The organism is Bradyrhizobium guangzhouense, from assembly GCF_004114955.1.
Taxonomy (GTDB): Bacteria; Pseudomonadota; Alphaproteobacteria; order Rhizobiales; family Xanthobacteraceae; genus Bradyrhizobium; species Bradyrhizobium guangzhouense.
In genome coordinates, this window is sequence record NZ_CP030053.1 from 4,768,354 (window position 1) to 4,790,107 (window position 21,754).

Here is a 21,754-nt window from a genome sequence, read left to right on the forward strand (position 1 = left end):
GTGGCGGCTCTCAGGTGCTCGTGAACCTAAACAATCATTTAGCTAGCAACATTCGACGTCCTTTCCCGTTTGGATTTCATATCCATCCGATCACCGCCGATCGACATACGGGAACCCTTCCGATGAATGTTAGCGATTATGTTTGGCATCGCCTGTCCGAATGGGGTTTGAAGCGCGTCTATGGTTATCCCGGCGACGGTGTTGGCGGGCTTGATGTCGCTCTCGAAAAGGCAAAGGACAGAATGGACTACGTCCAGGTTCGCCATGAGGAGATGGCGGCCTTCATGGCCTCGGCCCATGCCAAGTTTACCGGCGAGGTCGGTCTTTGCTACGCGACCTCGGGTCCCGGTGCCATTCATCTCCTCAACGGGCTTTACGACGCCAAGATGGATCACGTTCCGGTGGTCGCGCTCGTTGGTCAGCAGGCGCGAAGTGCGATCGGCGCAAGCTATCAGCAGGAGGTCGACCTCCAGACCCTGTTCCAGGGCGTCACCGAATACGTCGCGCTGGCCAGCGTTCCCGAACAGGTCCGCCATCTGATCGATCGCGCGGTCCGCATCGCCCATACCAAGCGCGCCGTCACCTGCGTGATCCTGCCCAACGATCTTCAGGAGCTCGACTACAAGGATCCGCCGCTGGCGCATGGCGCCACCCATACGGGCGTCGGCTATGCCGGCCCGGCGAAGCTGCCGGACGAGGCCTCGCTTCGGGCGGCTGCCGATGTCCTCAATGCAGGCAACAAGGTCGCCATGCTGGTCGGTGCCGGCGCGCTTCATGCAACCGACGAGGTGATCGAAGTCGCCCAACGCCTGCAGGCCGGCGTTGCCAAGGCGCTGCTTGGTAAAGCTGCGGTGCCCGACGACCTTCCGTTCGTCACCGGTTCGATCGGGCTGTTGGGAACGCGGCCGAGCTGGGATCTCATGAAGAACTGCGACACGTTCCTGATGGTCGGCTCCGCCTTTCCCTACAGCGAGTTTCTGCCCAAACCGGGCGATGCACGCGGCGTGCAGATCGACATCGACGGCAGCCGGCTTAGTCTGCGCTATCCGATGGAGGTCAACATGGCCGGTGACAGCGCGACGACGCTGCGCGCGCTGTTGCCGCTGCTCACACAGAAGAAGCAGTCCTCCTGGCGCCGTGACATCGAGCAGGGCATGACCGATTGGTGGGACACGCTGAAGGAAAGGGCGATGAATTCGGCCGAGCCGCTCAATCCGCAGCGGGTGTTCTGGGAGCTGTCGCCGCGTTTGCCCGATAACGCCATCATCACCGCGGATTCGGGCTCGGTGGCCAATTGGTACGCGCGCGATCTCAGGATGCGGCGCGGCATGAAGGCGTCGCTCTCGGGCGGCCTTGCCTCGCTCGGCGCGGGCACGCCTTACGCGCTTGCGGGAAAGATGGCCTATCCCGATCGCACCGTGATCGCCTGCATGGGCGACGGCGCGATGCAGATGAACGGCCTCAATGTCATGATCACCATTTCAAAATACTGGAAACGCTGGTCGAACCCGCGGTTGATCGTGCTGGTGCTCAACAACCGCGATCTCAACCAGGTGACCTGGGAGGAGCGTATCCAGCTCGGCTCCGGCAAGACCGAGTCGACCCAGAGCATTCCGGATTTCCCCTATCATCGCTACGCCGAGCTGATCGGCCTGAAAGGCATCTTCGTCGACAATCCCGACCGCGTCGGTGCGGCATGGGACGAGGCGCTCGCAGCCGATCGGCCGGTCATTCTCGAGGCCTATACCGACCCCAACGTGCCGCCACTCCCGCCGCATATCACCCTGAAGGAAGCCAAAAACTTTGTCAGCATGATCCCATCCGAGCCGGAGTTGGGGAGCGTGCTGAAGAACAGCGCCAAAGAGCTGCTGACGAGTGTTCTGCCTGGAAAAGACTGATGCAGTGCGAGGTCCCAATCCGGAGCGTGCGCGTTCAGGCCTACACGGTGCCGACTGATCGTCCCGAGGCGGACGGCACCATCGCCTGGAATTCCACCACCCTCGTGCTCGTCGAGGTCGAGGGTGGTGGACGGGTTGGCCTCGGCTACACCTATGCCAGCGCCTGCATCGCCGCGCTGATCCGCGACAAGCTCGCCGCGGTGATCTCAGGCAAGGACGCCCTTGCACCACAAGCCTCTTTCGAGGCGATGCAGCGGGCGGTCCGTAATCTGGGGCGCGAGGGCCTCGCGGCAACGGCGATCTCCGCGGTCGATGCTGCCCTGCATGACCTCAAGGCGCGCCTGCTCGATCTCCCGCTGGTTGTCCTTCTCGGCATTCGCCGCACCTCCATTCCGATCTATGGCAGCGGCGGCTTCACCACCTATTCCGACCGCGAGCTGGAGCAGCAGCTCGGCGGTTGGGTGACGAAGGATGGCTGCACGTCCGTCAAGATGAAGATCGGGTCCGAGCCGGAGCGGGATCCGCATCGCGTCGCGGTGGCCAAGCGCGCGATTGGCGATGCCGCCCTGTTCGTCGATGCCAACGGCGCTTGCACTCCCCGCCAAGCGATCCGGCTGGCGGACATCTTCAGCGAACACGACGTCAGCTGGTTCGAAGAGCCCGTGTCGTCGGACGATCTACCCGGATTGGCCATGGTGCGGCAGCATGTGCCTGTCGGAATGGACGTGGCGGCCGGCGAATATGCCTATACGCTCGACTATGTGCGCACCATGCTTGCGGCCGGTGCCGTCGACGTGCAGCAGGCCGACGCGACGCGATGCGGCGGCTTCACCGGCTTCCTCGGGATTGCGACGCTGTGTGATGCCTTCCACGTGGACCTCTCCGGTCATTGCGCGCCGGCGCTACATCTCGCCGTCGCCTGCGCGGCACCCCGTACACGCCATCTCGAATGGTTTCACGACCATGTGCGGATCGAGCGCATGTTCTTTGATGGCGCGCCGCGCCCCCGCGAGGGCCGGATCGCGCCCGACCTGACCGCGCCGGGAAACGGGTTGGTCCTGAAGCGGAGCGATGCCGCCGCCTACGCGGTGTCGGAGGCAGCATGAAACTTCCCACGGAACGCGATCTGATTGCAGTCGCCGGCATCGCAGCATCGGGCCTTGCGCTGATCTCAATGCTTTCAGCGCGTTCGGCGCGGGTGCGTCCCACGCGTTCGCACCTCCTCGCGCCAGGTCGCAGTCGTTCCAGCAACGCGGCAACTGCGAAAACCGCGCGCGAGCTCAATCGGGCCGCAGGAACGCTTGCGGCCTCCGTGCTCGCCGATTCCAGCGTCGAGCATTACCGCGGCTCGTTCAAGAACAAGGCCATGTACACCCCCCTTGCAGTTTCGGCGCTGACGCTAGCGACGAGCATCCACGGCACCGCCGATACGCGTCCGCTCGCCCACAAGGCCCGCGATGCCGCCTACCTGCTGGCGGCCGCGACCGGGCTGGTCGGTTCAGGATTCCATCTCTACAACGTCGGCAAGCGCGTGGGCGGCTTCAGCTGGCAGAACCTGTTTTACGGTGCGCCGATCGGCGCGCCGATGGCGATCCTGCTCTCCGGGCTGCTCGGCTTCTGTTCGGAGCGAGTGCGAGAGGCGAGGCGAACGCGGCCGCGCATCTTCGGTCTGCCGGCGGGACGCATGATCGCGACGGTTGCAGGCGCAGGCCTGCTCGGCACCACCGGCGAGGCCGGGCTGCTCCATTTCCGGGGTGCCTATCACAACCCCTTCATGCTTCTCCCGGTGACGCTACCGCCGATCGGCGCAGCGCTGCTGCTGTCGGCGGCCGGTGGCGATTCAGGCAGGACGCATCGCTTCGCCCGTTGGTGGATGCGTGTGTTGACGGCCATGGGTGTCGCCGGTGTCGGCTTCCACGCGTACGGCGTGTCACGAAACATGGGTGGCTGGCGCAACTGGAGCCAGAACATCCTGAACGGACCGCCGATCCCTGCGCCGCCGAGCTTCGCCGGCCTCGCGCTCGCGGGTCTCGCCGCACTCCGTCTCATGAGGGCGCATCCCGATGCATGAACGTCGTGACCGCTATCCCGAATATGACGTTCTCGCCAAATGGTCGGGACCGTCCTGGAACGACAAGACGCGCGAGGTCATCGCGCGGCGGCTGTCGATCGCGCCCGAGCCGCGTTTCTTCACGCGCGACGAGTACGACACCGTCGTCGCGATTGCCCACCGCATCGTTCCGCAGCCGGCCGGACGGCCGCCGGTGCCGATCGCCGCACTGGTCGACCGCAAGCTGCACGATCGGATCATGGACGGCTTTCGCGGGCCCGGCGTGCCCCGAGACGCGGATGCATGGCGGCAGGGCCTCAAGGCGTTGAATGCCGAGGCCTCGGCCGCCTACGGCCAGCGCTTTGCAGCGTTGCCGGACGGCTTGCAGGACAAGCTGCTCCGCGCCGCGCAATGCGGCGAATTGAAATCGGCCGAATGGGGCGGCTTGCACAGCGACGCCTTCTTTAAGCATCGCATGGGACGGGACATCGTGCTCGCCTATTACGCTCATCCGACGGCGTGGAGCGAGATCGGCTGGGGCGGCCCCGCAAGCCCACGCGGCTACGTGCGCCTCGATATCGACGAGCGCGACCCCTGGGAAGCCGCGGAGGCGAAAGACGGCAGTGATGCTGCAGCACGCCGGAGCAATCGCCGTGTCCGATAATCCTCTGCATGTGCCGCGAGCAAGCGGCGGCCGCGCGCCGGACGTGTTCCGTCCGGGCGGCTGGGTGCCGATGCGGCAATACCGCGAGAGCGAGCCGGTCGATTTCGCCATCGTCGGCACGGGCGCAGGCGGCGGCACCCTCGCCTGCAAGCTGGCCGAATACGGCTTCTCGGTCGTTGCGCTCGACGCGGGCCCGTATTTCAGACCGCTCGAGGATTTCGCCTCCGATGAATCCGAGCAGACCAGGCTCTACTGGACCGACGATCGCATCGTCGACGGCGCCAATCCACTGCAGCTCGGCGGCAACAACAGCGGCAAGGCCGTGGGCGGTTCGACGGTGCATTTCGCGATGGTCTCGCTGCGGTTCCGTCCCGAATGGTTCAAGTCGCGCACCGCGCTCGGCTATGGCGCCGACTGGCCGCTCGATTGGCGCGAGATGTGGGACTATTACACCGAAGTCGAGCAGGCCTTGAAGATATCGGGCCCGGTGACCTATCCCTGGGGCCCGCCGCGTCCGCGCTACCCCTACCGCGCCCATCCGTTGAACGGCGCGGCGCGAGCGCTGGCGAAAGGTTGCGAGGCGCTGGGCATCAAATGGACCGAAACGCCGCTCGCGACGCTGTCGGCGCCGCGAGGCCTGGCCCACCCTTGCGTCTATCGCGGCTTCTGCGTCGCCGGTTGTTCGACCAACGCCAAGCAGAGCGCGCTGGTCACGTGGATTCCGCGCGCGATCGCCGCGGGCGCGGAGATCCGCGATCTGGCGATGGTCGGTCGCGTCGAGGTCGAGCCGTCCGGCCTCGTGTCCGGAGTTTACTATCACAGGGACGGCGCATGGCGCTTTCAGCGCGCGCGCAACGTCGTCGTCGCCGGCTACGCGATCGAAACACCACGGCTTCTGTTGAACTCCGCGACGTCCCGCTTTCCGGACGGCCTCGCCAACAGTTCGGGCCTGGTCGGAAAGAACCTGATGGCGCAATCCAATCAGGCGGTGTGGGGCCGGCTGGAGCACGAGGTGCGCTCCTACAAGGGGCCGCCGTCGCTCGCCATCACCGAGCACTGGAACTACGAAGACAAGGGCAAGGACTTCTTCGGCGGCTATTCCTACATGAGCCAGGGACCGTTGCCGCAGCTCTGGGCGAACACGCTTTTCAGCGCTCGCGGCCTATGGGGCGAGAGCCTGGTCGAGGCCATGAAGGACTACAATCACGTCATCGGTCTCAAGATCGTCGGCGAGATGCTGCCTCAGGAATCCAACCGGGTGACCCTGGCCGAAGAGGTCGATCAATACGGTCTGCGCATTCCCCGCGTCACTTATTCCTGGTGCGACAACGACAAGCGTCTGATTGATCACTCCCTCAATTTCATGGGCCGCGCACTGGAGGCGGTGGACGCACGCGACATCTGGACCCAGGACGACGATACCTGCCACCTCAACGGCACCGCGCGCATGGGGAGCGATGCCCGAACCAGCGTCGTCGATGCGGACTGTCGCAGCTGGGACATTCCGAACTTGTGGATCTGCGACGGGTCGGTCTTTCCGACGGTCGGAGGCGCCAATCCGTCGCTGACGATCCAGGCCATCGCCTGCAGGACCGCGGACCGCATTCGCGTTCTGGCGCAACGGGGCGAGCTCAACGCCGCCGTGGGTCGACGGTCCCCACTCCATCAGCGTTCAACCGAGGTACACAGATCATGAGCATGGTGCCGGTGCCGCTTCATTCAGGCCGGGTCGTCGTCATCACGGGAGCTTCAGCGGGCGTGGGACGGGCCATCGCGCATCGCTTCGCCCGCGCCGGCTGGCGCGTCGGCCTGATTGCGCGTGATGCCGAGGCGCTCGAGGAAACCCGGCGCGAGGTCGAGGAGATGGGCGGGACGGCGCTGCCCATGCCATCCGACGTCGCCGATGCGGACGCCATGGCCGCTGCGGCGGACCACGTCGTCCGGACGTTCGGAACGATCGACGTCTGGATCAATGATGCCATGGTCACGGTGTTCTCGCCGGTGTGGAAGATGACCGCCGAGGAGTTTCGCCGCGTCACCGAGGTGACCTATCTCGGCTTCGTGCACGGCACGATGGCAGCGCTGCGTCACATGCGGCCGGCCGATCGCGGGCATATCATCCAGATCGGGTCCGCGCTGGCCTATCGCGGCATCCCGCTGCAATCGGCCTATTGCGGCGCCAAGCATGCCATCCGCGGCTTCACCGATTCGCTGCGGACCGAGTTGATCCACGATCGCAGCCGCATCCAGCTCACCATGATGGAGCTGCCTGCGGTCAACACGCCGCAATTTGATTGGGCGCGAACTCACATGCCGCGAGAACCTCGTCCGGTCGCGCCGGTGGTGCAGCCGGAAGTCATCGCTAACGCGGTTTATCAGGCTGTCCTCCATCCCGGTCGCGAATACTGGATCGGGCTCAGCACGCTCGAGGTCATCCTGGCCAATGCCGTGCTTCCGGCGTGGCTCGACCGCTATCTTGCGAGGGCTGCGTTTTCCGCGCAGGAGACGGTCAAGCCCGTGGGACCCCAACGCGCCGACAATCTGATGCATTCGGTTCGGTCCTTGCACCGCACGCGCGGGCGCTTCGGCGCGGAGGCGGACGATCGCGCGATCGTCGTCGACGGACCCATGGCGCGAGTCGCGCCGCTGGCTGTCGGCGCTCTCGCGGCGTTCGCAGCCGGCATGCTGCTCGGCACGCGGACAGGCCGCCCTGGGCGACATCAACTCGGAGGACGAGGGATGGACTGAAGCAACCCGCCCCCTGGTCGCCATGATCGCAATGATGGCATTATGCCGATGTTTTGCCCGACGGCACAAGCAATTTCTTAAAATCCGAACTTTCATCAAACCTTTCAAGCCCCTCTCTACTGTGTATGGGGTTGTTTTCGGATTTGTTCTGCCGAGGCCAAAACGAAAGGCCTCCTCCCGACGGGAAGAGGCCTTTGCAGAAGCGACAGTGTCGACCGACGAGGCGATCCCGCTTACTCCCAGGACCAGGCCGAGAAGTCGTTCTCGAACTGCGGGACTTCCTTCCACACGCCCTTCAGCTTCTTGTTGATGACCGTCGGCCATTGCGGCTGGAACAGGAAGCCGGCCACCGCATCGGTCGCCAGCATCTTCTGGGCGTCGCCGAGCAGCTTGGCGCGGCCGGCCTCGTCAGGCGTCGACACGATCTGCTTGTAGAGCGCGTTGAACGCCTCGCTGTTATAGCCGAGATAGAAGTCGGGCTCGGTCAGCTTGACGAGATCGAACGGCTCGACATGCGAGACGATGGTGAGGTCGTAATTGTGCGGCCCGTTCGGCGCGAACACCTGCGACAGCCACTGCGCCCACTCGACGTTTTCGATCTTGGCGTTGATGCCGACCTTGGCGAGCTGGGCTGCGAGGATCTCGCCGCCCTGCCGCGCGTAAGGCGGCGGCGGCAGCTTCAGGCTGAGCTCGAGCGGCGTGGTGACACCGGCCTCGGCCAGAAGCTTCTTCGCCTTCTCGGGGTCGTAGGGATTGATGCCTGTGGTGTCGACATAGCCGAGCGAGCCGGGCGTGTAGAAGCTGCCGATCGGCGTGCCGAAACCTTCGGCAGCACCGTCAATCATCGCCTTGCGGTCGATGGCGGCGAGGATGGCGCGGCGCACCCTGACATCGTCGAGCGGCTTCTTCTTTTCGTTGATGGCCACGATGGTCTTGGCCTTCGAACCGCCGATCAGCACGGTAAAGCGCGGGTCGGCCTTGAACTGGGCAACGACGCGGGTCGCGATGCGCGGGAATGCGTCGACGTCACCCGAGAGCAGCGCCGCAGCCTGCGCGGCGGGATCGGAGATGAAGCGGATCGTCACCTTCGAGAGCTTGATCGCGGAGGCGTTGCGGTAGTCGGCCCACTTGTTCAGCGTGAGCGAGGAGCCCTTGGCCCAGGCGCCGAGCTGATAGGGGCCGGTGCCGACCGGCTGGGTGACATTGGTCGCCGCGCTCTTCGGCTCGACGATCGAGGCGCTCGCCTGTCCCAGCAGGAACGGCAGGTTGGGCTCTGAATTTTTCATCGTGAGCGCGATCGTGTTCGCGTCTGGCGCATCGATCTTCTCGATCGCCTGGAACAGGCTCTTGTCCTTGTTGGTGCTGTTCGCGGCCGCGTTGCGCTCGAACGAGAATTTGACCGCCGCGGAATCGAACGCCTCGCCGTTCTGGAATTTGACGCCCTTGCGCAGCTTGAACGTATAGGTCTTCAGATCGGGCGATGCGGTCCAGCTCTCGGCCAGCAGCGGCGAGACCGAGCCGTCCTCGTTGATCTTGGTCAGGGTCTCGTAGATGTTGTAGAGCGTGACCTCGGCGATCGCGGCGGCGGCCGCGTTGGTGGGATCGAGCCCCGGCGGCTCCAGCGTCATGCCCATGACGACGCTGTCCTTCTTGCCCTGCGCCAGCACCGGCAGCGGCGCCGCGGCCAATGCGGCGGCAAAAGCGACGATCGTTAGCTTCTTCAACATGCCCAACTCCCGGCCTTCTCTTGTCTTGTTGAGACTACGCCAATCCTGTAGCCGACATTAACCTTCCACGGCCGCCTGCGGCAATGCCATCACGGCCTCCGCCTTGTGGCAGGCGGCGAGATGCTCCTCGCCCACCCTGCGTAGCAAGGGCGGAACCTCGCGGCAATGCTGATCGCCAAGCGGGCAGCGCACCACATAGGGGCATCCGGTCGCAGCCGCCGATTGCGAAGCGATCGCCTGGGCCCCGCGCCGGCGCCGGCCCCCACCGGCCCGTGCCCGGGGCACGGCGTCCAGCAGCGCCCGCGTATAGGGATGCGCGCAGCGCTCGAACAGATCCTCCGGCCGCCCCTGCTCCACGACCCGGCCGAGATACATCACCGCGACCTCGTCGCAGAGATAATCGACCACCGCAAGGTCGTGGCTGATCAGGATGTAACTGAGACCGAACTGCTCCTGGAGGTCCTGCATCAAATTGAGGACCTGTGCCTGCACGGACACGTCGAGCGCGGAGACCGGCTCGTCCGCGACAATCAGCTTTGGTTGCGTGATCAGCGCGCGCGCGATGGCGATGCGCTGGCGCTGGCCGCCGGAGAATTCGTGCGGATATTTGTCCATGTCCGCATCGCGCAGGCCGACCTGCTTCAGCACCGCGGCGACGCGGGCGCGGAACGTCGTGCGGTCGGCGTCATCGAGCACGGTGAGCGGCTCGGCGACGATGCGCGCAATGGTCTGGCGCGGGTCGAGCGATCCGTAGGGGTCTTGGAACACCATCTGGAAGTCGCGCCGCGCGCGGCGCAACTCTTCCGGAGAGATGCGATTGAGATCGCGGCCGAGCAGCGTGACCTCGCCCGCAGTCGGCCGCTCCAGCGCCATCACCACCCGCGCGAAGGTCGACTTGCCCGAGCCCGACTCGCCGACGATGCCGAGGCTCTTGCCGGCCTGGACCTGCACGCTGACGCCGTTGAGCGCGCGCACCTGTCCGGGCGGACGGAGCAGGCTTTCGCGCGGCAGCGTGTAGCGCTGCTCGAGATCTTTGACATCAAGAAGCGGTGCGGCGGTCATGCGGAGAGCGCCCCGACAGTCGCGGCCATGGAAACATCGGTCCTGATGCAGCGCACAACATGACCAGGACCGACCTCGACCATCGGCGGCAGCGCCGCGCGGCACCGATCGATCACCAGCGGACAACGATCACCGAAGGCGCAGCCAACAGGCAGATCGGCCAGCTCCGGCACCGTGCCCGAGATCGTCGTCAGCTGCGTCCCCTTGCGCGCGCCGAGCTTGGGGCGGGCGCGGAACAGGCCCTGCGTATAGGGATGTCCCATCCGGCGGAATACCTCGTCGGTCGGCCCGCTCTCGACGACCGTGCCACCATACATCACCATCATGCGTTGCACGTTCTCCGCGATGACGCCGAGATCGTGCGAGATCAGGATCATCGACATGCCCCGCTCCTCGACGAGATCGGCGATGAGATCGAGGATCTGGCCCTGGATGGTGACGTCGAGGGCGGTGGTCGGCTCGTCCGCGATCAACAGATCGGGCTCGCACGCCAGCGCCATGGCGATGGTGACACGCTGGCGCTGGCCGCCGGAGAACTGATGCGGATAGGCATCGATGCGCTTGGCGGGATCGGGTAGCCCGACGCGGTCGAGCAACGCGATCGCTTCTTTCCGCGCCTGCGCGGCGGAATATTTCTTGTGACGCCGCAAGGGCTCCGCGACCTGATGACCAATCGTGTGCATCGGGTTGAGCGCCGTCATCGGCTCCTGGAAGATCATGCTGATGCGGTTGCCGCGCAGTTTGCAATAATCCGCATCCGGCAGCCGCGCGAGCTCGTGACCATCAAGCTTGATGCTGCCGGTAACGACGGCACTCTCAGGCAGCAGCCCCATCAGCGAAAGCGCAGTCACCGACTTGCCGCAGCCGGATTCACCGACCAGCCCGAGCGTCTCGCCGCGCTTCAGGGTAAAACTGACACCGCGAACGGCCTGCGCCGGGCCGCGGCTGGTGTTGAGGCGGACGCCGAGATTGTCGACCTCGATCAATGTTGCGGGATCCGCCATCGTCATCGCTCCCGCGCCAGCCGGGGATCGAGCAGATCGCGCAATCCGTCACCGAGCAGATTGAGGCCGAGCACGGCGACCGCGATCGCCGCGCCCGGATAGACCGCGAGCATGGGCGACTGGAACAGCATGGTCTGCGCATCATTCAGCATGCGACCCCAGGACGGCTGCGGCGGCTGCGTGCCGAGGCCGAGATAAGACAGCGCGGCTTCGGCGAGGATCGCCAGCGCAAACTGGATCGTCGCCTGCACGATCAGGATCGACAGAATGTTCGGCAAGACATGTTCGATGGTGATGCGGAAGGCGCCCTTCCCCGAGGCGCGCGCCGCCAGCACGAATTCGCGCGCCCAGATCGCATTCGCCGAGCCGCGCGTCAGCCGGGTCAAGGTCGGAATCTGGAAGATACCGATCGCTATGATCGAGGTCACCATGCCCGGCCCCGCGACCGCGGCGAGCATGATGGCCGAGAGCACGGCCGGAAAGGCGAAGGTGAAATCGGAGAAGCGCATGATGATCTCTTCGGTCCAGCCGCGCTTGGCCGAGGCGATCAGGCCGAGGCAGACGCCGAAGGAAAGACCGATGCTGACCGCGATGATGCCGACCAGGATGGTCGAGCGGGCGCCTGCGAGCAGCAGCGAGACGATGTCGCGACCGAAGGAATCAGTGCCGAGCCAGTGCGCCGCCGACGGCGGCCGGAGCTTCGCGGCAATATCGATCTCATAGGGAGACCAGGGCGTCCACACCAGCGAAAGCAGTGCCGAGGCGACCACCAGCAGGCTGAGCGCACCGCCCAGCACGAAGCTGTGATGGCGCAGCGCACGGCTCCAGAAGGTGCGGGCCGGCACGGGGCGCGCTGCAACCGGCGCGTCAAGCGGAGTGGAAAGCTGCGCGCTCACAGGTCGTGCACCTTGATGCGGGGATCGATGAAGGCATAGAGCACGTCGACGACGAAATTGACGATGACCACCATCGCCGCGAGCAGCATCACGCAATTGCGAACCACGATCAGGTCGCGGTTCGCAATCGACTGGAAGATCAAGCGGCCGAGGCCCGGCAGGTAGAACACATTCTCGATCACGATGGTGCCGGCGAGCAGGTTGGCGAATTGCAGGCCCATCACCGTCATCACCGGGATCATGGCGTTGCGTAGCACGTGGCTCCACAGCACCTCGCGCTTGCCGAGCCCTTTCGCACGCGCGGTGCGAACGAAATCTTCGCGCAGCACTTCGAGCACGGCCGAACGGGTGACGCGGGCCAGGATCGCGGCCTGCACCACGGCCAGCGAGATCGATGGCAGCAGTAGCGATTTGACCCCAGGCCAGATCCCGTCGTCCCAGCCGGCGAAGCCGCCCGCGGAGAGCCATTGCAGCCGCACCGCGAACAGCAGCACCAGAAGGATCGCAAACCAGAAATTCGGCAGCGCGATGCCGATCTGGGTCAGCGACATCACGCCGACATCGCCGAGCTTGTTGTGGTTGGCAGCGGTGTAGACGCCGGCCGAGAGCGCCAGAACCACCGTGATCAGCATCGACATGATCGCGAGCGGAATGGTCAGCACCATCCGTTCTGCGATCAGACTGGCGACCGGCGTGCCGTAGACATAGGAGTTGCCGAGGTCGCCGACGAGGAGCCCCTGGATCCAGTGCAGGTAGCGAACCGCCAGCGGCTGATCGAGCCCGAGCTTGACGGTCAGCGCGCGCACCGCGTCGGCCGAGGCGTCAGCACCCATCAGCATCTGCGCGGCATTGCCCGGCAGCGCATCCAGCACCAGGAAAATGATCACGGATGCGCCGACCAGCGTCGCCAGCAATGTCAGGACACGTCGGAGGACAAATACGCTCATGCGCGGTCGGGCTCAGGCCTCATCAGCGGCACGATCAACATGTCCGGACGCCGGACGCAAGCCTTTTGCTGGCCTGGCCAAGCCGTCATTCCGGCCGGCGGGCGAGAAGGTCGTGCGAAGCCTCGAACAGCGCGCTCACCCGCAGCAATTCCGCATCGGCCCGGAAGCGGCCGACAAGCTGGAGCCCGATCGGCAGGCCGTCGCGGCCGAAGCCGCAGGGCAGACTGATCGCGGGGTGACCGGTCATGTTGAACGGCATGGTCCAGGGGAACCAATGCGGCCGGACGCTATCAAACTGCACGCCGTCGATCTCGATCGTGCCGAACAGGTCCTGGTCGATCGGCAGCGCAGTGCGGGTGATGGTCGGCATCGCCAGCAAATGCCCGCGCGCAAGCAGGGATTGCACGCGGCGGAACAACGCCGTGCGCGCGAACATTGCCTCCTGATAGTCAACGCCGCTGACGTTGGTTGCCAATGTCACCTGCTTGATGAACGCCTCGCTGAGCACCTCGCCGTGCTCGGCGACGAGCTTCGCGAATCGCGAACGCCAGACCGTGTGGTTGATGGCGCGCCAGATCGGCTCGACGTCATACCCCTCGCCGGAGAACTCTTCGAGCTCGGCACCGAGGCCCGCGAGACGGCCGAGGCTCGCCTTGAACGCAGTGGCGACGTCTGTCGACACCGGGCGTCCAGGCGGCGAGGAGCAGAACAGGATTTTTTGTCCCCGCAGATCGCCACGCGGGGCGGCGGCGCCGATGAAATCGGGCACGGGCACGCCGATCGACCAGGGATCACAAGCGTCTTCGCCTGATATCGCCTGCATCATCAGCGCGGTGTCGGCGACGGTGCGCGTGGTCGGCGTGACATAGGTCTGGTTGCCGAATGCGTCGAGCGCCTGGCTGTGCGCGATCACCCCGTTGCTCTGCTTCAGGCCAACGACGCCGTTGCACGCCGCGGGAATGCGCGTCGAGCCGCCGCCATCGGTTGCGATCGCCAAAGGCCCTATGCCGCTCGCCACAGCCACGGCGGCACCGCCGCTGGAGCCGCCTGATGAGCGCTCCGCGCTCCAGGCATTGCGGGTGCGGCCGAACAGGGGAGAATCGGTCAGGCACTTGCTGCCGAACTCCGGCGTCGTGGTCTTGCCAATCAGGATCGCGCCTTCGCTGCGCAACTTTGCGACCGCAACTGCATCCTCCGTGGGCACGTTGTCTTTATAGGAAACGGCGCCGAAGGTGGTCTTCACGCCCTTGGTGTTGACGATGTCCTTGACGGTGACGGGGAGGCCGTGCAGCAGGCCTAGCGGCTCTCCTGCCATCACCTTGCGCTCGGCCTCGCGTGCCGCTTCCATCGCCTGGTCGCCACAGAGCGTGATGAAGCAGTTTAGCCTGGGCTGGAGCGCCTCGGCGCGCGCGAGCACGGCGCTGGCGATTTCGACGGGGGAAATCTGCTTGTTGGCAATCAGCGGACGCAATTCGGTTGCGGACAGCAGGCAGGGATCGCCGTTCATCGTCAGTTCTTGCTCCGAAGCGGGCCGCCGTTGGCCCAATGCATTGACATTGAGAATGACAGTTTTGTTAACTCTGCGTCCAATACGATTTTTGTAGTCAACCCATACGATTTCGGTATGCCTATGGATCTCCGCCGTCTTCGCTATTTCGTCGCCGTGGCAGAGGCGCGCAGCGTCGGCAAGGCCGCCGAACAGTTGCGGATGGCACAGCCGCCGCTCTCGGTCCAGATCCGCAAGCTCGAAGCCGAGATCGGCGCGCCGCTGTTTCGCCGCGGCACGCACGGCATGGACCTGACGGAGGCGGGCCAGGCTCTGCTGGCGCGCGCCGGCGAGGCGTTGGCGCTGGCCGCTGACGGCATCGAAGCCGCGCGCGCGGTCACGGCCGGCAGACGCGGGCGGCTCTCGGTCGGCTACATGTTCGTGCTCGCAAACGCGGTGCTACCGCGGCTGATTCCGGAACTGCGGCGATCCATTCCCGGCGTCGATCTCGACTTCGTCGACCTCAGCGCATCGACGCGCGAAGCGCGGCTGCTCGACCGCAGCGTCACGGTGGCGCTATGCATGCCGGCGATCCACCATCCTGAAATCCAGGTGGCGCGGATCGGTGCGCAGCGCTTCATGCTGGCGATGCCGAACCGCTCGCCGCTGGCGCGTCTCGGCGCCGTGCCGATGGCGCGCTTGCAGGGTCGACCGCTGATCGCGCTGCCGCCGCCCGAGCGGGACCCCGCCTCCTCCGCAGTCGCAGCCCTGCTCAGACGGCATCAGATCGTGATGCCGATCGCAAGCCGCGTGGAAACCGTGCATTCGGCGATGAGCCTCGTCCTCGCTGGTGAGGGTCTTGCGATCCTGCCGGACTGCGCCAAGCTCGGCGCGCCGCGCGGCATCGTGTTCCGGCCGCTGCGGGATGTCGACGATTCCATCGATATCGCAGTGTGTTGGCGCCGAGATTCGCAGAGTCCGCTCATCCCCAGATTTATGAAATGCGCCGAAAAAATCGTCGCGCGGCTGTAACGCGGATTACCAGCTCCAGCTGATCTCATGGCTCCAGGGCGGATCGGCGCCTGGCCGCGTGCAGGTCAGACCGGCGCAATTGGCGGCAAAAGACAACGCGCGGCGGAGTTCGTCGGCGCTGATGTCTTCGAGCAGCTGCCTGGCGAGACGGCCTTGCTTGTGCAGGGCGAACAGCAATGCGGCCTGAAAGCTGTCACCGGCGCCGATGGTATCGGAAACAGCGACCTTCGGCGCCTCGACCTCGATCTGGCCCGCCTCCGCATGCCAGGCGATGGCCCCGTTGTTGCCGCGAGTGATGACGACAAGGCTCGGGCCCAGCCCAAGCATTGTGGCCGCGCGCTGCTGATACGGCTCCTCGCCGAAGAGATATTCGAAGTCGACGTCAGACATTTTGATGAGATCGGCGCTGCCTGCGAACTCCGCCATGCGGGCGAGATAGGCGGGCTTATCCTTGACCAGATTGGGTCGGCAGTTCGGATCGAAGGAGATCGTCGACGTCGCCCTCGCGTCTGCAATTAGAGCTTTGGTCTCGGCAGCACCCTGATCGTTGACCAGCGTGGTCGAGCCGACATGAACAGCTTCGACCTTATCGAAAGGGATGGTACCTCGACGAAACGTCCAATTCCGCGTCGCGGTATCGGCGTCATAGAAGGCATAATGCGACTCGCCCACGACAATGCGGACAAACGCGAGTGTAGTCTGGTGATCGCTGCGCGTGGCGAAACCAAGCTCGACATTCGACGTGGCGGCGTGGTCGGCGATCATGCGCCCGAACATGTCGTTCGAGATGCCGCCGACAAAACCGGTGGGGGCACCGAGCCGTGCAATTCCAATCGCGACGTTGAGGCAGGAGCCGCCGACCGCCGGCATCACCGCTTCGCGGCCGTCGGCGTTTTTCGTGGGCACGAAATCGATCAGTGCATCGCCGCAGGAAATCAGCATGTCTCTCAACGCGTCCTTCTAGCTTTTGGGGATGTCACGCATCGCCGTCCGGCTGGCGCGATCGACCTCGCGCAGCAGCTTGTACACCTCCCGCTTCTTCTTGTGAAATACCGCCATGTCGGGCGCAGTCGGTTCGCTCTTGCGTCCGAGCGCGGACATTTTTGCCATGGTTTCGCCGATCGAGGCATAGGCGCCGCCGGCGACTGCGCCGAGCATCGCGGCGCCCAGCAGTACCGGCTCCCTGGTCTGAGGCAGCGCGACGATGAGGCCAGTGGTGTCAGCCATGATTTGCCGCACCAAGGGGCTGCGGCTGGCGCCGCCGCCCATGATCATGATGCCGGTATGAACGCCATGCGCGGCAAAGGCTTCGATCACCTCGGCGAGCCCATAAGCGAGTCCGCACAGGCCTGCGACGAACAATCGCTCCATCGAACCGACATCGGTGTCGAGATCGAGGCCCGCGATCACAGCGCGCGTATCGGGGTCCGCGTAAGGCGAGCGGTTGCCGATGAATTCGGGGAGCACATGAACATCGCGGGCCAGCAGCGCCGCGCGGCTCACATCGCCGGCGCGCGCGATGATGCGGCGCTCGAGGAATTCGATGAGGTCAACCCCCTCGCTCTTCGCTGCCGCGCTCGCCTCGGCGTGGCCCGGATGCGACTTGAGAAGGTGGTCGATTGCAGCTCCGGCTGCAGATTGACCGCCCTCGTTGAGCCAAAAGTCCGGCACCATGCCGGAATAATAGGGACCCCAGACGCCCGGCACGAAGCACGGATCCTTCGTCGTCGCCATGATGCAGGCCGACGTTCCCATGATGTAGGCCAAGCGATCGGTGACGTCAGTCGTTCCGCCCGATCCGTCGCGTCCCCCAATCGCACCGATCCCGCCGGCATGGGCGTCGATCAGCGAGGCGCCGACCGGAATGCCAGACGCCAAGCCCAGATCGGCGGCAGCCGCTCGGGTGAGGCCAGCGCCGAGCCGCGTGCCGGGGGCGACGATTTCGGTGCCGATGCGCGCGTATTTTTCGCTCACGAAGTCGGAGAGGCCGATACGCTTGAAGAACGGCGCGCTCCAGCCGCCGCCATCGTGGGCGAGGTAGTTCCATTTGCAGGTGACAGTGCAGGTCGAGCGCTGGAGCGATCCGGTCGCGCGCCAGGTCAGATAGTCCGCCAGATCGAAGAAATGCCCGGCGGCATCGAAGCTCGCGCGCAGATGACGCTTGAGCCACAACAATTTCGGCATCTCCATCTCAGGCGAGATCGAGCCACCCACATAGCGCAGCACATCGTCCGCGGTCTCATTGATCAGCCGCGCTTCGGCGATGGCGCGATGGTCCATCCAGACGATGACGTTGCGCTGCCTGTCGCCGGAGGCGCTCACCGTGACCGGCTCGCCCTCGCGATCGAGCACCACCAGGGAACAGGTTGCATCGAAACCGATGCCGCCGACGCTGTCAGGTGCAATGGCTGCTTCCGCCATCGCCGCCCGCACCGACTTGACACAGGCCTCCCAGATGTCCTGAGAGGACTGCTCGACGATGTCGCCGGCCTCATGCCAGATCCGAATCGGATGTTTGGCGGTCGCAAGCAGCGTTCCCGCCTCGTCAAACACCCCTGCCCGCGTGCTCGTGGTTCCTACATCGACGCCGATATACGCTCGCGGCATTGTCACTCCCGGTCGCTTCCGTCAGTTTTGACGGCAAGCCTACCAGCAAGTGTAGCCGCCATCCACCAGCACGATGCTGCCGGTCATCAGGCTCGCGGCCTCGGATGCCAGAAACAGGACGACCGAGGCGATTTCCTCGACCTGTCCCATCCGCGCCATCGGGGTTCCACCGATCCAGGCGTCGTACATTTTCGGGGTGCTTTTCACGAAGGCGTTGAGTGGCGTATCAATGTAAGTTGGCGCCACCGCGTTGACACGGATGCCGCGCGCGCCCCATTCGGCGGCCAGCGACTTGGTCAAATGGTGCACGCCGGCCTTGGAGGCATTGTAAAAGCATTGTTCCTGCGGCTTGTTGACGATGAAGCCGGACATCGAGCCGACATTGACGATGGCGCCGCTCTTGGCCTTGAGCATGTGCTTGCCGAATTCGCGGCAGCACCAGAAGGTGCCGTTGAGATTGACGTCGATGACGTTGAGCCAATGCTCGTCCGTCACCGTCTCGGCCGGCGTCTCGCTGCGGGCAATGCCCGCATTGTTGACGAGGATGTCGACCTTGCCGTGGCGGGCGACGAGGTCGTTGGCGACCTCCGCAACCCGCTTGGTATCGGTGACGTCCATGATCGCGGTCTCGATGTCATAACCCTTCGCCTTCAAGCTGGCCTTGGCGTCGCCGGCGACCTTGCTGTCGCGGTCACCGATGATCACCTTTGCGCCGGCCTCGGCCAGCGCCTCCGCACAGGCGAGCCCAATGCCCTGCCCGCCTCCGGTGATGAACGCGGTCTTGCCGCTCAGCTTGAATTTTTCCAGGTACATGGTCGTATTCCCGTTTCTTGTCAGTTCCTGATCGCATTGCCGCTTGCGTCGAAGCGGTGAATGCGCGCGGGGTCCGGCACCAGCGACACGCGGTCGCCGGCATGCAGGCTCAATTCGCCGATGTAGCGCGCTGTCAGCATGCCGAGCGGCCCAGCGTCGACATAAAGAAAGGTGTCGCTGCCGAGGTGCTCGGCGACCGCGATCGTGCCCTGCCAGCCGCCACCACCGTCGCGCTCGATCTTGAGATGCTCCGGCCTTACGCCGATCGTGGCCGCACCCTGCTGCGCCGCGCTGTTGCCGGTGACGAAATTCATCTTGGGCGAGCCGATGAAGCCGGCCACAAAGAGATTGGCGGGCCGCTCGTAGAGCTCCAGCGGAGAGCCGTATTGCTCGATCTTGCCGGCGTTGAGAACGACAATCTTGTCGGCCATCGTCATCGCTTCGACCTGGTCGTGCGTGACGTAGATCGCCGTGGTGCCGAGCTGCTTCTGGAGCCTCGTCACCTCGATGCGCATCTGCACGCGCAGTGCGGCGTCGAGATTGGAAAGCGGCTCGTCGAACAGGAACCCCTTGGGCTCGCGGACGATGGCGCGTCCGATCGCGACGCGCTGGCGCTGGCCGCCTGAAAGCTCGCGCGGCTTGCGGTCGAGATAAGGCGTCAGGTTCAGCGTCGCGGCGGCTGCCTCGACCTTGCGGTTGATCTCGTCCTTAGGCAAGCCTGCCATCTTCAGGCCGAAGCCGATATTGCCGCGCACGCTCATGTGCGGGTAGAGCGCGTAGGACTGGAAGACCATCGACAGGCCGCGCTTGGCCGGCGGCGTGTCGACGACGTTCTTGCCGTCGATCAGGATGCTGCCGCCGGTGACGTCCTCGAGGCCTGCGATCAGGCGCAGTAGCGTGGTCTTGCCGCAGCCGGAAGGACCGACGAAGACGACGAAGGAGCCGTCGGCAATGTCGAGATCGGCACCTTTGATGATATGCACGGGGCCGAAGGATTTCTGCACGCCCTGAAGTGTGATCTGACCCATGATCCAGCAGCCCCTTTATTTCACCGCGCCGAAGGTGAGCCCGCGCACGAGCTGCTTCTGGCTGAACCAACCGAGGACGAGAATGGGCGCGATCGCCAGCGTCGAGGCCGCCGACAGCTTGGCCCAGAACAGTCCTTCCGGACTTGAATAGGAGGCAATGAACACCGTCAGCGGCGCCGCCGCCGAAGTGGATAGGTTCAGCGTCCAGAACGCCTCGTTCCAGGCCAGGATCAGATTAAGCAGCATCGTCGAGGCAAGCCCGGGGATCGCCATCGGCGTCAGCACATAGATGAGCTTGCGGCCAATCGTAGCGCCGTCCATGCGCGCGGCTTCGAGAATGTCGCGCGGGATCTCCTTGAAATAGGTGAACAGCATCCAGATCACGATCGGCAAATTGCCGAGGCAGAGGATGAAGATGAGGCCGATGCGGGAATCGAGCAAACCAAAGGTCTTGTAGATCAGGTAGATCGGCACCAGCACGCCGACCGGCGGCATCATCTTGGTCGACAGCATCCAGAGCAGGATGTCCTTGGTGCGTTTGGTCGGCGAGAATGCCATCGACCAGGCTGCGGGGACTGCGATCAGGAGCGCAATCAGCGTCGAGCCGCCGGCGATGATGATCGAGTTCATCGCATGGTGAAGATAATCGCTACGCTCCTGCACGGTCGCATAGTTTTCCGTGGTCCAGTGGAAGAACAAGAAAGACGGCGGGATCGCGAAGGCTTCCAGCTCGGTCTTGAAGCTCGCCAGCACCATCCACAAGATCGGAAAGAAGATCAGAAAGCCGAAGAACCACGCTCCGATCGTCGAGACCACCACCCGCTGCGTTGTTGACTTGCGCGCCATGATTTCAGGCTTCCAGGTTGCGGCCGACGATGCGGACCAGGAAGAAGGCGACGATATTGGCGATGACCACCGCGACGAGGCCGCCTGCCGAGGCGCTGCCGACGTCGAACTGGATCAGCGCCTGCGAATAGATCAGGAAGGCGATATTGGTGGTCTGCAGGCCTGGTCCGCCGCCGGTAGTGACGAAGATTTCGGCAAACACCGTCAGCAGGAAGATGGTCTCGATCAGGATCACTACGGTGATCGGGCGGGCCAGATGCGGCAGCGTGATGTAGATGAAGGTCGAGATGGCGCTGGCACCATCCATCTCGGCCGCTTCCTTCTGCTCTTCGTCGAGCGATTGCAGCGCCGTCAGCAGGATCAGCGTCGCAAACGGCAGCCATTGCCAAGCCACGATCAGGATCACGGAGAACAGCGGCACGTCGTTGAACCAGTCGACCGGCGTCAGCCCAACCAGCTTGGCCAGCCAGGCGAACAGGCCGGAGACCGGATGCATCAGCAGATTCTTCCAGACCAGCGCACTCACCGTCGGCATCACGAAGAACGGCGCGATCACCATCAGACGCACGAAGTTGCGGCCGACCACGGGCTGGTCGAGCAGTAGCGCCAGGGGAATCCCCAGCACGATCGTCAGGGCCAGCACCGAGCCGACCAGCACAAGGGTGTTCTCGAGCGAGGCGAGAAAGGCCGGATCGGTGAGGAAGTAGCGAAAGTTTTCAAGCCCGACGAACGCTTCGGAACCTGGATCGAGCAGGCTGTAATGCAGCGTCGAGAAATAGATCGTCAGCGCGAGCGGAACGATCATCCAGATGAACAGCAGTCCGACGGCCGGGGTCAGGAGCGACCGCGCAAGAAACTGCGTCTGCCGGGTTGCCATCCTCGGGATCTCCCTCAGGGCGTTTTCGAGCGAAGTGGAGACCGGTTCGCGGAAGGAAAACGCGTCAAA

Annotated in this window: 19 protein-coding genes; 7 read left to right on the plus strand and 12 right to left on the minus strand. The window is 64.7% G+C overall.

Features of this window, described 5'->3' with window-relative positions; translation table 11 throughout:
• The first annotated feature begins 122 nt into the window (after positions 1 to 122).
• From XH91_RS22960 to XH91_RS22985, 6 genes are read left to right on the plus strand one after another with little or no spacing between them, the layout of a single operon-like run.
• Positions 123 to 1,898, plus strand: a complete 1,776-nt coding sequence (locus XH91_RS22960) for a thiamine pyrophosphate-requiring protein (protein ID WP_128952684.1) — start codon at positions 123 to 125, stop codon at positions 1,896 to 1,898.
• Positions 1,898 to 3,004, plus strand: coding sequence for an enolase C-terminal domain-like protein (locus XH91_RS22965; RefSeq protein ID WP_128952685.1), 1,107 nt, complete (start codon positions 1,898 to 1,900; stop codon positions 3,002 to 3,004). The genes XH91_RS22960 and XH91_RS22965 overlap by 1 nt, the downstream gene beginning before the upstream one ends.
• Positions 3,001 to 3,969 carry a hypothetical protein gene (locus XH91_RS22970; protein WP_128952686.1) on the plus strand — a complete coding sequence of 323 codons (969 nt, stop codon included), beginning with the start codon at positions 3,001 to 3,003 and terminating at the stop codon, positions 3,967 to 3,969. Before XH91_RS22965 ends, XH91_RS22970 begins: the two co-directional genes overlap by 4 nt.
• Positions 3,962 to 4,612: a gluconate 2-dehydrogenase subunit 3 family protein gene (locus XH91_RS22975; RefSeq protein WP_128952687.1), complete on the plus strand. Its 651-nt coding sequence runs from the start codon at positions 3,962 to 3,964 to the stop codon at positions 4,610 to 4,612. The genes XH91_RS22970 and XH91_RS22975 overlap by 8 nt, the downstream gene beginning before the upstream one ends.
• Positions 4,602 to 6,308 (plus strand): GMC family oxidoreductase, encoded by a 1,707-nt coding sequence (locus XH91_RS22980; protein WP_128952688.1) that lies wholly within the window; start codon positions 4,602 to 4,604, stop codon positions 6,306 to 6,308. Before XH91_RS22975 ends, XH91_RS22980 begins: the two co-directional genes overlap by 11 nt.
• Positions 6,305 to 7,360, plus strand: a complete 1,056-nt coding sequence (locus tag XH91_RS22985; protein ID WP_430648525.1) for an SDR family oxidoreductase — start codon at positions 6,305 to 6,307, stop codon at positions 7,358 to 7,360. Before XH91_RS22980 ends, XH91_RS22985 begins: the two co-directional genes overlap by 4 nt.
• Before the next feature lie 233 nt (positions 7,361 to 7,593).
• Here the strand turns inward: XH91_RS22985 and XH91_RS22990 are convergent, their stop codons facing one another.
• The 6 genes from XH91_RS22990 to XH91_RS23015 all read right to left on the minus strand — a co-directional run bounded on the left by XH91_RS22990 (position 7,594) and on the right by XH91_RS23015 (position 14,503).
• Entirely contained in the window at positions 7,594 to 9,087 is a 1,494-nt protein-coding gene (locus XH91_RS22990; protein ID WP_128952689.1) for an ABC transporter substrate-binding protein, read from the minus strand.
• Positions 9,088 to 9,144: 57 nt separating this feature from the next.
• Positions 9,145 to 10,149: an ABC transporter ATP-binding protein gene (locus tag XH91_RS22995; RefSeq protein ID WP_128952690.1), complete on the minus strand. Its 1,005-nt coding sequence runs from the start codon at positions 10,147 to 10,149 to the stop codon at positions 9,145 to 9,147.
• A complete protein-coding gene (locus XH91_RS23000; RefSeq protein ID WP_164933750.1) occupies positions 10,146 to 11,153 on the minus strand; it encodes an ABC transporter ATP-binding protein in 1,008 nt (335 codons plus the stop codon). The genes XH91_RS22995 and XH91_RS23000 overlap by 4 nt, the downstream gene beginning before the upstream one ends.
• A 2-nt stretch (positions 11,154 to 11,155) precedes the next feature.
• Positions 11,156 to 12,049 carry an ABC transporter permease gene (locus XH91_RS23005; RefSeq protein WP_128952692.1) on the minus strand — a complete coding sequence of 298 codons (894 nt, stop codon included), beginning with the start codon at positions 12,047 to 12,049 and terminating at the stop codon, positions 11,156 to 11,158.
• On the minus strand, positions 12,046 to 12,996 hold the full coding sequence (locus XH91_RS23010; RefSeq protein WP_128952693.1) for an ABC transporter permease: 951 nt from the start codon (positions 12,994 to 12,996) through the stop codon (positions 12,046 to 12,048). The genes XH91_RS23005 and XH91_RS23010 overlap by 4 nt, the downstream gene beginning before the upstream one ends.
• Positions 12,997 to 13,081: 85 nt before the next feature.
• Positions 13,082 to 14,503 (minus strand): amidase, encoded by a 1,422-nt coding sequence (locus tag XH91_RS23015; RefSeq protein ID WP_164933751.1) that lies wholly within the window; start codon positions 14,501 to 14,503, stop codon positions 13,082 to 13,084.
• A gap of 123 nt (positions 14,504 to 14,626) precedes the next feature.
• On the opposite strand from XH91_RS23015, the gene XH91_RS23020 reads away from it, so the two are divergent.
• Positions 14,627 to 15,514, plus strand: coding sequence for a LysR family transcriptional regulator (locus tag XH91_RS23020; RefSeq protein WP_128954958.1), 888 nt, complete (start codon positions 14,627 to 14,629; stop codon positions 15,512 to 15,514).
• 6 nt (positions 15,515 to 15,520) lie between these two features.
• On the opposite strand, the gene XH91_RS23025 is transcribed toward XH91_RS23020, so the two are convergent.
• The 6 genes from XH91_RS23025 to XH91_RS23050 are packed head-to-tail and all read right to left on the minus strand — an operon-like array spanning position 15,521 to position 21,685.
• On the minus strand, positions 15,521 to 16,456 hold the full coding sequence (locus XH91_RS23025) for a carbohydrate kinase family protein (RefSeq protein ID WP_128952694.1): 936 nt from the start codon (positions 16,454 to 16,456) through the stop codon (positions 15,521 to 15,523).
• An 18-nt stretch (positions 16,457 to 16,474) separates the two neighbouring features.
• Positions 16,475 to 18,121 (minus strand): FGGY-family carbohydrate kinase, encoded by a 1,647-nt coding sequence (locus XH91_RS23030; RefSeq protein WP_128952695.1) that lies wholly within the window; start codon positions 18,119 to 18,121, stop codon positions 16,475 to 16,477.
• Positions 18,122 to 18,160: 39 nt separating this feature from the next.
• Positions 18,161 to 18,934 (minus strand): SDR family NAD(P)-dependent oxidoreductase, encoded by a 774-nt coding sequence (locus XH91_RS23035; RefSeq protein ID WP_128952696.1) that lies wholly within the window; start codon positions 18,932 to 18,934, stop codon positions 18,161 to 18,163.
• A gap of 20 nt (positions 18,935 to 18,954) precedes the next feature.
• Positions 18,955 to 19,962: an ABC transporter ATP-binding protein gene (locus XH91_RS23040; RefSeq protein WP_128952697.1), complete on the minus strand. Its 1,008-nt coding sequence runs from the start codon at positions 19,960 to 19,962 to the stop codon at positions 18,955 to 18,957.
• A 15-nt stretch (positions 19,963 to 19,977) separates the two neighbouring features.
• Positions 19,978 to 20,808, minus strand: a complete 831-nt coding sequence (locus XH91_RS23045; protein WP_128952698.1) for a carbohydrate ABC transporter permease — start codon at positions 20,806 to 20,808, stop codon at positions 19,978 to 19,980.
• Positions 20,809 to 20,812: 4 nt separating this feature from the next.
• Positions 20,813 to 21,685 (minus strand): carbohydrate ABC transporter permease, encoded by an 873-nt coding sequence (locus tag XH91_RS23050; RefSeq protein WP_128952699.1) that lies wholly within the window; start codon positions 21,683 to 21,685, stop codon positions 20,813 to 20,815.
• Between the last annotated feature and the right edge of the window lie 69 nt (positions 21,686 to 21,754).